This is a genomic window from Streptomyces sp. SID14478, from assembly GCF_010548525.1.
Classification (GTDB): Bacteria; Actinomycetota; Actinomycetes; order Streptomycetales; family Streptomycetaceae; genus Streptomyces.
Genome location: NZ_JAAGMG010001188.1, coordinates 1 through 9789, shown reverse-complemented (window position 1 = coordinate 9789; position 9789 = coordinate 1). Strand labels below are relative to the sequence as shown.

At 71.9% G+C, this 9789-nt stretch carries 10 protein-coding genes and 1 pseudogene; 2 read left to right on the top strand and 9 right to left on the bottom strand.

What is annotated here, in order from left to right; genetic code table 11:
* Nucleotides 1-244 precede the first annotated feature (244 nt).
* From G3I40_RS37875 to hisD, 9 genes are all read right to left on the bottom strand, one after another.
* Nucleotides 245-1126 carry a dienelactone hydrolase family protein gene (locus G3I40_RS37875; protein ID WP_164559355.1) on the bottom strand — a complete coding sequence of 294 codons (882 nt, stop codon included), beginning with the start codon at nucleotides 1124-1126 and terminating at the stop codon, nucleotides 245-247.
* Nucleotides 1127-1389: 263 nt separating this feature from the next.
* Nucleotides 1390-2145: an imidazole glycerol phosphate synthase subunit HisF gene (gene hisF / locus G3I40_RS37870; RefSeq protein WP_164559352.1), complete on the bottom strand. Its 756-nt coding sequence runs from the start codon at nucleotides 2143-2145 to the stop codon at nucleotides 1390-1392.
* Entirely contained in the window at nucleotides 2142-2594 is a 453-nt protein-coding gene (locus G3I40_RS37865) for a RidA family protein (RefSeq protein ID WP_164559351.1), read from the bottom strand. The genes hisF and G3I40_RS37865 overlap by 4 nt, the downstream gene beginning before the upstream one ends.
* The gene (gene priA, locus G3I40_RS37860; RefSeq protein WP_164559350.1) at nucleotides 2591-3316 is read right to left on the bottom strand and encodes a bifunctional 1-(5-phosphoribosyl)-5-((5-phosphoribosylamino)methylideneamino)imidazole-4-carboxamide isomerase/phosphoribosylanthranilate isomerase PriA; all 726 of its coding nucleotides are present in this window, start codon (nucleotides 3314-3316) and stop codon (nucleotides 2591-2593) included. Before priA ends, G3I40_RS37865 begins: the two co-directional genes overlap by 4 nt.
* 2 nt (nucleotides 3317-3318) lie before the next feature.
* Nucleotides 3319-3957, bottom strand: coding sequence for an imidazole glycerol phosphate synthase subunit HisH (hisH, locus tag G3I40_RS37855; RefSeq protein ID WP_164559349.1), 639 nt, complete (start codon nucleotides 3955-3957; stop codon nucleotides 3319-3321).
* A 1-nt stretch (nucleotide 3958) separates the two neighbouring features.
* Nucleotides 3959-4123 carry a hypothetical protein gene (locus G3I40_RS46685; protein WP_203645503.1) on the bottom strand — a complete coding sequence of 55 codons (165 nt, stop codon included), beginning with the start codon at nucleotides 4121-4123 and terminating at the stop codon, nucleotides 3959-3961.
* Nucleotides 4124-4125: 2 nt separating this feature from the next.
* On the bottom strand, nucleotides 4126-4719 hold the full coding sequence (hisB, locus tag G3I40_RS37850) for an imidazoleglycerol-phosphate dehydratase HisB (RefSeq protein ID WP_164559348.1): 594 nt from the start codon (nucleotides 4717-4719) through the stop codon (nucleotides 4126-4128).
* The gene (locus G3I40_RS37845) at nucleotides 4716-5816 is read right to left on the bottom strand and encodes a histidinol-phosphate transaminase (RefSeq protein WP_164559347.1); all 1101 of its coding nucleotides are present in this window, start codon (nucleotides 5814-5816) and stop codon (nucleotides 4716-4718) included. Before G3I40_RS37845 ends, hisB begins: the two co-directional genes overlap by 4 nt.
* Nucleotides 5813-7138, bottom strand: a complete 1326-nt coding sequence (gene hisD, locus G3I40_RS37840; protein ID WP_164559346.1) for a histidinol dehydrogenase — start codon at nucleotides 7136-7138, stop codon at nucleotides 5813-5815. The genes G3I40_RS37845 and hisD overlap by 4 nt, the downstream gene beginning before the upstream one ends.
* 285 nt (nucleotides 7139-7423) lie before the next feature.
* On the opposite strand from hisD, the gene G3I40_RS37835 reads away from it, so the two are divergent.
* Together G3I40_RS37835 and G3I40_RS37830 are read left to right on the top strand one after the other, a co-directional pair.
* Nucleotides 7424-8941, top strand: a complete 1518-nt coding sequence (locus G3I40_RS37835; protein ID WP_239092174.1) for an oxidoreductase — start codon at nucleotides 7424-7426, stop codon at nucleotides 8939-8941.
* A gap of 249 nt (nucleotides 8942-9190) precedes the next feature.
* Nucleotides 9191-9789, top strand: a pseudogene (locus G3I40_RS37830) (hypothetical protein); the annotation flags it as partial.

Here is a 9789-nt window from a genome sequence, read left to right as displayed (position 1 = left end):
AGGCCCGCCCGCTCGGCGCCGTCCAAGGCGTCCGCGCCGAGCCCGGCCGCCGCCGCGGCCCGCAGCACGAGGCCCGCGTCGACCCCCGGACCCTCGGGGTCCGCTTCGTACGCGGCGGCGGTCAGCACGAGGAGCGCTCTTGTGGTCACTCTCGTCACGGTAGGGACGAACTGCCGCGCGCGCAGGGCCGGTTGGGCTCTCACCCAGCCGGCGCCGCGCGACGTTGTACGGCCGCACAGTGGTGTCAGGGGGTGTGCGGGCAGTTGCCCCGGTACTCGGCGATGGTCAGGCTCGCGCTCGGCAGCGGGCACAGGAACTGCTCGTAGCGGGTGTCGTTGTCGATGAAGCGCTTCAGCCACGAAATGCTGTACTTCGCGATCGTGGTGTTGGAGGAGTTCGGGGTGAAGTGCGTGGCGCCCCGCAGCTCCAGATAGGCCTTGTCGAGCGAGCTCGGCAGGCTCCCGTAGAACGGCTCGGAGTGCGTGGCGACCGGCGCGATGGTGTCACCGTCGGCGCCCACCACGAGCGTCGGCGTCTTGATCTCGGGCCAGGTCTTGTCGAGGTTCCAGCCGGTGAGGGGTATCGCGGCCTGGAGCGAGGGCCGGCTCTTGGCGGCTTCGAGGGTGCCGCCGCCGCCCATGGAGTGCCCCATCACGCCGAGCCTGCTGGTGTCGATGCGGCTGCGCACCGAGCTGCGCTGCGTCAAGTAGTCGAGAGCGGCGAGGAGTTGGCGGCCCCGGCTGTCGGGCTGGTCGAGCGTGGTGTTCGTGTCGATGGTGAAGACGACGAAGCCCTGCGAGGCCAGGCGCGGGCCGAGCCAGGCGATGGACGACTGGTACGCCGTGTAGCCGGGCGAGACCGCGACGGCGCCGAACGTGCCGTCGGCCGTCGACGACGGGTAGTAGATCGTGCCCCCGCCGAACCCGGAGACGCTCAGCGCGGACACGCTGGTCTGCGACACCACGTACGAGCCGCGCGATGCCTCGATGCTGGACTGGGTCGGTGCCGGGCCTCGTTCGTAGGGGTTCTCGGCCGCGTGAGCGGTCAGGCTCTGCGAGGTGACGAGGCCGCCGGCGGCGAGGAGGGCGGCAAGTCCCGTACGGAGCAGGCGGGTTCGGATGCGCATCTTCAGCACGGATGCGTTCCTCTCGGGGAGGGCGGCGCCCGTCCCTGAGCGCCACCGTGGTCACTGACAGCGACCACAGTGGGGGGTGGCGGGCTCCTTGCGCATCGGCGAAATCACCGGTCACGGGGGTGGGTTACGCGCCACGCGCGACCGCGGGACGAAGGCAGGCGGCGAAGCCGCGAGCCTTCAGGGGCGCGCAGAAGAGCGCGACCGGCCACGGCGCACCCCGCACGCCGACAAGACGGAGCCCCGGCGAAAGCGCGCTACCGCACCGGATAGCCCGCGGCGCGCAACGTCCCCTTCACGTCCCCGATCCGCAGGTCCCCGAAGTGGAAGACGGACGCGGCCAGCACCGCGTCGGCCCCCGCCCCGACCGCAGGGGCGAAGTGCTCCAGCCGTCCCGCGCCGCCCGACGCGATCACCGGAACGGTCACGTGCTTGCGCACGGCTTCGATCATCTCGATGTCGTAGCCGTCCTTGGTGCCGTCCGCGTCCATCGAGTTGAGCAGGATCTCGCCCGCGCCCAACTCGGCGGCCCGGTGCGCCCATTCGACCGCGTCGACGCCGGCGGAGCGGCGCCCGCCGTGCGTCGTCACCTCGAAGGAGCCCGTCGCGGTGCGGCGCGCGTCCACGGACAGCACGAGCACCTGGCGGCCGAAGCGCTCGGCGATCTCGCGGATCAGCTCCGGGCGGGCAAGGGCCGCGGTGTTGACCCCGACCTTGTCCGCGCCGGCCCGCAGCAGCTTGTCCACGTCCTCGGCGGTGCGCACGCCGCCGCCGACCGTGAGCGGGATGAAGACCTGCTCGGCGGTGCGGCGGACCACGTCGTACGTCGTCTCGCGGTTGCCGGAGGACGCGGTGATGTCGAGGAACGTCAGCTCGTCCGCACCCTCGGCGTCGTAGACCTTCGCCATCTCGACGGGGTCGCCCGCGTCGCGCAGGTTCTGGAAGTTGACGCCCTTGACGACGCGGCCGTTGTCCACGTCGAGGCAGGGGATGACTCGGACGGCGAGCGTCACGACGTGGCTCCTCGGAAGGCTTCGAGTTCGACTTCGACCAGGATGCGCGGGTCGACGAAACCGGAGACGATCGCCATCGTCGTCACGGGGCGCACCGGTCCGAAGACCTCGTGGTGGGCGCGGCCGACGGCGTCGACGTCGCGCGCGTGGGTCAGGAACAGGCGGGTGCGGATCACGGAGTCGGCCGTGAGCCCGAACTCCCCGATCGCCTCCAGGGCGCTCGCGATCGCGACCCGCGTCTGCTCGTACGGGTCGCCCTCGCCGTGCAGGACGCTGCCCTTGAAGGACGTGGTCCCGCCGACGACGACGCGGTCCCCCGCGGCGACGGCGCGCGCGAACCCGAAGGACTCCTCCCAGGGGCTCCCGCTCTGTACCCGTCGTACGGCCCCGTGTCCCCCGTCGCCGCCCCCGGACGAGGTGCCTCGCGCCGCTGCGCCGCTCTCCGTCATCGGGACACGGCCTCCAGCGCCTCTTCCAGCGTGAACGCCTTGGCGTACAGCGCCTTGCCGACGATGGAGCCCTCGACGCCCTGCGGGACGAGCGCGGCGATGGCGCGCAGGTCGTCGAGCGAGGAGACGCCGCCGGAGGCGACGACCGGGCGGTCGGTGGCCGCGCAGACGCCCCGCAGCAGCTCCAGGTTCGGACCCTGCAGCGTGCCGTCCTTGGCGATGTCGGTGACGACGTAGCGGGTGCAGCCCTCGGAGTCGAGGCGCTCCAGCGTCTCGTAGAGGTCGCCGCCGTCGCGGGTCCAGCCGCGGCCGCGCAGCGTCGTGCCGCGCACGTCGAGGCCGACCGCGATCTTGTCGCCGTGCTCGGCGATGACCTTGGCGACCCACTCGGGGGTCTCCAGGGCGGCGGTGCCGAGGTTCACCCGGGTGCAGCCGGTCGCGAGGGCGGCGGCGAGGGTGTCGTCGTCGCGGATGCCGCCGGACAGCTCCACCTTGATCTCCATGGCCTCGGTGACCTCGCGGATCAGGGCGCGGTTGTCGCCGGTGCCGAACGCGGCGTCCAGGTCGACCAGGTGCAGCCACTCGGCGCCGGAGCCCTGCCAGGCGAGGGCGGCCTGGAGCGGGGAGCCGTAGGAGGTCTCGCTGCCGGACTCGCCGTGCACGAGGCGGACGGCCTGGCCGTCACGGACGTCCACGGCGGGGAGGAGTTCGAGCTTGCTCATGGCTAAAGGGTTCCGATCCAGTTCTTCAGCAGCTGGGCTCCGGCGTCGCCGGACTTCTCGGGGTGGAACTGCGTCGCCCACAGCGCGCCGTTCTCGACGGCGGCCACGAACGGTTCGCCGTGCGTGGACCAGGTGACCTGGGGCGCGCGCATCGTGGGGTTGAGCACTTCGAGCTCCCAGCGCTGAACGGCGTAGGAGTGCACGAAGTAGAAGCGCTCGTCGGCGTCGACGCCCGCGAACAGCCGGGAGTCCCGCGGGGCGTCCACGGTGTTCCAGCCCATGTGCGGGACGACGTCGGCCTTCAGCGGCTCGACGGTGCCGGGCCACTCGTCCAGGCCTTCCGCCTCGACGCCGTGCTCGATGCCGCGCGCGAACAGGATCTGCATGCCGACGCAGATGCCCATGACGGGGCGCCCGCCGGCCAGCCGGCGGCCCACGATCCAGTCGCCGCGGGCCTCGACGAGCCCCTTCATGCAGGCGGCGAACGCGCCGACGCCGGGCACGAGCAGCCCGTCGGCGTTCATGGCCTTGTCGTAGTCGCGCGTTATCTCGACGTCGGCGCCCGCGCGGGCGAGGGCGCGCTCGGCGGAGCGCACGTTGCCGAAGCCGTAGTCGAAGACGACAACTTTCTTGTCAGTCATGTCAGTTCCAGTAGTCGAGCCGCAGCACGCCCGCGACCAGGCACATGGCGGCGCTGATCGAGAGGAGCGCGATGAGGCTCTTGCCCATGCCCTGCTTGACGAACGAGTAGACGCCGCCGAGCAGGAACAGGCCGACGAGGATGAGGACGGTCGCGAGGCCGTTCATGGCTAGAGGGCGCCCTTCGTGGAGGGGAGGATGCCGGCGGCACGCGGGTCGCGCTCGGAGGCGTAGCGCAGCGCGCGGGCGAGGGCCTTGAACTGGCACTCCACGATGTGGTGCGCGTTGCGCCCGTACGGCACGTGCACGTGCAGGGCGATCTGCGCCTGGGCGACGAAGGACTCCAGGATGTGCCGGGTCATCGTCGTGTCGTACTCGCCGATCATCGGCGCCATGTTCTCGGGCTCGGTGTGCACGAGGTACGGGCGGCCGGAGAGGTCGACGGTGACCTGGGCGAGGGACTCGTCGAGGGGCACCGTGCAGTTGCCGAAGCGGTAGATGCCGACCTTGTCGCCGAGCGCCTGCTTGAAGGCGGCGCCGAGGGCGAGGGCGGTGTCCTCGATGGTGTGGTGCGAGTCGATGTGCAGGTCGCCCTCGGTCTTGACCGTGAGGTCGAAGAGGCCGTGGCGGCCCAGCTGGTCGAGCATGTGGTCGTAGAAGCCGACGCCTGTCGACACGGCCACCTCGCCCTTGCCGTCCAGGTCGATCTCGACGAGGACCGAGGTCTCCTTCGTCGTGCGTTCCACTCGTCCTACGCGGCTCATGCGCCGAACTCCTTTTTCACTTCGCGGGCCGCGTCCAGGAACGCGTCGTTCTCTTCGGGGGTGCCGACGGACATCCGCAGGCGTCCCGGCACGCCGTTGTCACGGATGAGGACGCCGCGGTCGAGGATGAACTGCCAGACGGCGTGCGGGTCTTGGAAGACGCCGAACTGGAGGAAGTTGGCGTCGGCGACGGTGACGTCGAAGCCGAGGTCCACCAACTCCGCGACCACACGGTCGCGTTCGCTCTTCAGCTGCTCGACGTAGCCGAGCAGGGTGTCGGTGTACTCCAGGGCGGCGAGCGCCGTGGCCTGGTTGACGGCCGACAAGTGGTAGGGCAGGCGCACCAGTTGGACGGCGTCGACCACGGCCGGGTGGGCGGCGAGGTAGCCGAGGCGCAGTCCGGCGGCGCCGAACGCCTTGGACATGGTGCGCGAGATGACGAGGTTCGGCCTGCCCTCGATCAGCGACAGCAGCGAGGCGCCGTGGCTGAACTCGGTGTACGCCTCGTCGACGATCACCATCGCGTCGCGCCCGGCCGCCTCGTACAGCGCGAGGACGTCCTCGGCCGCGACCGCGTTGCCGGTGGGGTTGTTCGGGCTGGTGACGAAGACGACGTGCGGCTTGTGCGCGCGGATCGCCTCGACGGCCGCGGGCACGTCGAGGGAGAAGTCCGCGCGGCGCGGGGCGCTGATCCAGCCGGTGTTGGTGCCCCGGGCGAGCAGTGGGTGCATCGAGTACGAGGGCTCGAAGCCGAGGGCGGTGCGGCCGGGGCCGCCGAACGCCTGGAGCAGCTGCTGGAGCACCTCGTTCGACCCGTTGGCCGCCCACACCTGGTCGGCGCCGACCCGGTAGCCGGTGGTCCGCGTCAGGTAGGTGGCGAGCTCGGTGCGCAGTTCGACCGCGTCGCGGTCCGGGTAGCGGTTGAGGTTCCGGGCCGCCTCGGCGACCCGCTCGGCGATCCGCGCGACGAGCGGCTCGGGCAGCGGGTACGGGTTCTCGTTCGTGTTCAGCCGGACGGGGACGTCCAACTGGGGCGCGCCGTAAGGGGACTTGCCCTTCAGTTCGTCGCGTACGGGGAGGTCGTCGATGCCGGTCACTTGGTGTTCGGTACCTTCCACTCGAAGCGGGCCTTGAGGGCCTCGCCGTGCGCGGGAAGGTCCTCGGCGTTCGCCAGGGTGACCACGTGGGCGGTGATCTCGGCGAGCGCGTCGCGCGAGTAGTCGACGACGTGGATGCCGCGCAGGAAGGACTGGACCGACAGGCCCGAGGAGTGGCAGGCGCAGCCGCCGGTGGGCAGTACGTGGTTGGAGCCAGCGGCGTAGTCGCCGAGCGAGACGGGCGACCACGGTCCGACGAACACCGCTCCGGCGTTGCGTACCTGGCCGGCCACCTCGGCCGCGTCGCGGGTCTGGATCTCCAGGTGCTCGGCGCCGTAGGCGTTCACGACCGCGAGGCCGTCCTCCAGGGTGTCGACGAGGACGATCGCGGACTGCTCGCCGCGCAGCGCGGGCTCGATCCGCTCCTCGCGGTGCCGGGCGACGGCGACCTGGGCGGTGAGTTCCTTCTCCACGCCGGCGGCCAGTTCCTCGCTGGTGGTGACGAGGACGGAGGCGGCCAGTGGGTCGTGCTCGGCCTGGCTGATCAGGTCGGCGGCGACGTGCACCGGGTCCGCGGAGTCGTCGGCGAGGACCGCGATCTCGGTGGGTCCGGCCTCGGAGTCGATGCCGATGACGCCGGTGAAGTAGCGCTTGGCGGCGGCCACCCAGATGTTGCCGGGGCCCATCACCATCGGCGCGGGCGGGCAGGACTCGGTGCCGTGGGCGAACATCGCGACGGCGGTGGCGCCGCCGGCCGCGTACACCTCGTCGATGCCGAGCAGGGCGCAGGCGGCCAGGATCGTGGGGTGCGGCAGCCCGCCGAACTCCTTCTGGGCCGGCGAGGCGAGCGCGATCGAGGGCACCTCGGCCTCCTGGGCGGGCACCACGTCCATGATCACGGACGACGGGTAGACGGCCCGGCCGCCGGGTGCGTAGAGCCCGACCCGGTCCACCGGCACCCACCGCTCGGTGACCGTGCCGCCGGGCACGACCTGGGTGGTCTCGGTGGTGCGGCGCTGGGCGCGGTGGACGATGCGGGCGCGCCGGATCGACTCCTCCAGGGCGGCTCGAATCTGCGGGTCGAGGTCCTCCAGCGCGCTCTTCAGCGCCTCGGCCGGGACCTTGACCTGCGCCAGCTCGACGCCGTCGAACTTCTCCGCGTACTCGATCAGCGCCGCGTCGCCACGATGATGCACGTCCTCGCAGATCGGACGCACCTTCTCCAGGGCGGCCGAGACGTCGAAGTCGGCTCGGGGCAGCAGGGAGCGCAGGGCCTGACCCTCGGGGAGGGCGGTGCCGCGCAGATCGATTCGAGAGATCACGTCCCAATTCTCTCAGACGCGGGTTTGCCACCGGTGGCCCGTATCAATGACTGATACACGTCCGGTTTCAGCCGTTGTTCCGGCACCGGAGGACGACCTTCACCACGAGCGTTCAGACGGTCACTCAGCGGGCATGAACGGTTGTACGAAACCCACGAGTAGCTGATGACGACGAGGTCAGTGGGTTGCACGGCGGTACGGGGAGGAAGATCAGGCGTGGTCGACGTGACGCCCGGTAACGGCGACGGTGACGTACCGGACTGGCTGACCGCCACCGAGGCCGGCATGTGGCAGGCGTTCCGCAACGGAAGTGTCTTCGACGCGCGCGCCGGGGACCGGGAAGTGGACGATCCGCACGGCGGGCGCCCCTGGGGCCCGGAGCGCAGTGTGCGGGCGCGGATCGTGGCGTGGCTGCTGCTCGACGGGCCGCCCGCCCTGGACGGACGGGTCTCCTCGCTCAAGCTGCAGGGCCTGCAGATCACGGACGTGCTGGACCTCGCGGGCGGCACGGTCGTCCCGTACGTGGAGATGAAGCAGTGCCGCTTCGAGAAGGAGGTGCTGCTGCCCGAGGCGCACTTCACGACGCTGCGACTCGTCGACTGCTCGGTGCCGCGCCTGGAGGCGGCGCGGGTGCACACCGAGGGCGATCTGCACCTGCCGCGCTGCCGCTTCCACAGCGGCGTGCGGCTGACCGACGCGCAGATCGGCACCGACCTGCTGCTCAACCAGGCCGTCGTGTTCCGCGACCGGCGCGGCAAGTCGATCCTGGCGGACGGCCTGTCGGTCGGGCAGGACCTGCAGGCCGAGATGCTGGAGACGCACGGCGAGGTCAGCCTGCGCGGCGCCACGGTCGGCGTCTCGCTGTCGCTGCGCGGCAGCCGGCTGAGCAACACCCAGGGGCGGCGGGCCCTGAACGCCCCGCAGATGACGGTCGAACGCACCTTGTACCTGACCCCCGCGGGCCTCGGCAATCCGCTCCAGTCCGGCGGCACCCCGGCCCGCGGCACCCGCGTCCAGCGCTTCGAGTGCGTGGGCGGGGTCCGGCTCGACGACGGGCGGTTCGGCGACGCGGTCGACCTGGAGTCGGCGCGCTTCGCGCTGGAGAACGACCAGGAGGTCTCGCTGCGCCGCATCCAGACCCCGGAGCTGCGCTTCCTCGGCGAGAGACCGCTGCGCGGGCGGATCGTGCTGTCCGGCGCCAAGGTCGTCAACCTGGTCGACAGGGCGGCGAGCTGGCCCGGACCGCCCGGCGGGCAGCTGCGGATGGGCGGGTTCGCGTACGAGAACCTGATCCCGTTCGGCCCGTTCCCGCTCGGTCTGCGCCTGAACTGGCTGGCCGCGGCGACCCCCGAGTACAGCCCGGAGCCGTACGAGCGCCTGGCCACGGTGCTGCGCAACAGCGGTGAGGACGCCGACGCCCGCGAGGTGCTCCTCGCCAAGCAGCGCCGCCGCCGCGACACCCTGCCGCCGGCCGCGAAGGTGTGGGGCTACATCCAGGACTGGACGGTGGCGTACGGCTACCGGCCGGGCCGCGCCGCGGTCTGGATGGCGGTGCTGTGGGCGGTCGGCGCGTTCGCCTTCGGCCATGCCTCGCACCCGCCGATGAAGCCCGGCGAGGGCCCGCACTGGGACCCGGCCCTGTTCGCCCTCGACCTCCTCCTGCCGGTGATCGACCTCGGCCAGTCCAGCGCCTGGCAGCTGCGGGGCGGCTGGCAGTGGGCGGCGGCCGCGCTGGTGATACTCGGCTGGATCCTGGCGACGACGGTGGCGGCGGGCGCGACGCGGCTGCTGCGCAGAAGCTAGTAGCTCCACAGAAGCGCTAGTTGCTCCACAGAAGCCGGTACCTTCTGCGCGGCAACCAGGAGCGACGCGGAAGCGGGTGTCCGAGCGAGTGCCAGAGCTGCGATCAGAAGGATTTCCGCCAGGTCAGGCAACCTTCGGCCCGGTTCGACCGTCATCCCAGGGCAATCACCGTCGCAGCACCGTCCCGACCGTCCGGCCCGCAGAGGAGGCACCGTGCCGTTCCTGCGCGCCCTCGTGCGGACCGTCCGCATGATCCGGCACACCGGCGGCCTCGCCGCGGGCCTGCCCCCGGACGACGAGGTCCTCCTCGACACCCCCGACGAGCGCCTCGCCCCCGCCCTGGTCGCCGCGGGACGCGGGGAGTACGGCCCGGTCGCCCAGGTCCTCGCCGACACCCGGGAGGCGGGCGAGTGGGAGAACCGGGACCGCTACGTGCTGCGCCTCGCCGCGTTCGCCGCGTTCCGCGCCGAGTGGTTCGAGGCCTGGCAGGCAGCCTCCCCGCACGACCCGGACCTGCTCCTGGTCAAGGCGCAGCTGGCGGTCGGCCGCGCCTTCGGCTCCCCGGCCCGCGCCGAGCTGCTGCGCGAGGTCACCCCGCTGATCCTGGCCGCGGCCGAGGCCGAGCCCGGCGACCCGGTCCCCTGGCGTGTGGCGCTGGACCACGCCCGCGGCACGAACGCCCCGCACACCGACTTCGAGGAGCTGTGGGCGCAGGCGGTGCGCCGTTCCCCGCACCACTACGGCTGCCACGTGGCGGCGCTGCAGTACCTGTCGGCCGCCTGGTACGGCTCGCACGCCGAGTGCTTCGCCTTCGCCGAGCGCGCCGCGCAGGACGCCCTGCCCGGCTC

What these genes read in the sequence shown, in the direction of transcription:
- G3I40_RS37835 (WP_239092174.1), top strand. Translation starts at nt 7,424, where the DNA reads ATGTGGCAGGCGTTCCGCAACGGAAGTGTCTTCGACGCGCGCGCCGGG.
- hisB (WP_164559348.1), bottom strand. Translation starts at nt 4,719, where the DNA reads ATGAGCCGCGTAGGACGAGTGGAACGCACGACGAAGGAGACCTCGGTC.
- G3I40_RS37875 (WP_164559355.1), bottom strand. Translation starts at nt 1,126, where the DNA reads ATGCGCATCCGAACCCGCCTGCTCCGTACGGGACTTGCCGCCCTCCTC.
- priA (WP_164559350.1), bottom strand. Translation starts at nt 3,316, where the DNA reads ATGAGCAAGCTCGAACTCCTCCCCGCCGTGGACGTCCGTGACGGCCAG.
- G3I40_RS37865 (WP_164559351.1), bottom strand. Translation starts at nt 2,594, where the DNA reads ATGACGGAGAGCGGCGCAGCGGCGCGAGGCACCTCGTCCGGGGGCGGC.
- G3I40_RS46685 (WP_203645503.1), bottom strand. Translation starts at nt 4,123, where the DNA reads ATGAACGGCCTCGCGACCGTCCTCATCCTCGTCGGCCTGTTCCTGCTC.
- hisH (WP_164559349.1), bottom strand. Translation starts at nt 3,957, where the DNA reads ATGACTGACAAGAAAGTTGTCGTCTTCGACTACGGCTTCGGCAACGTG.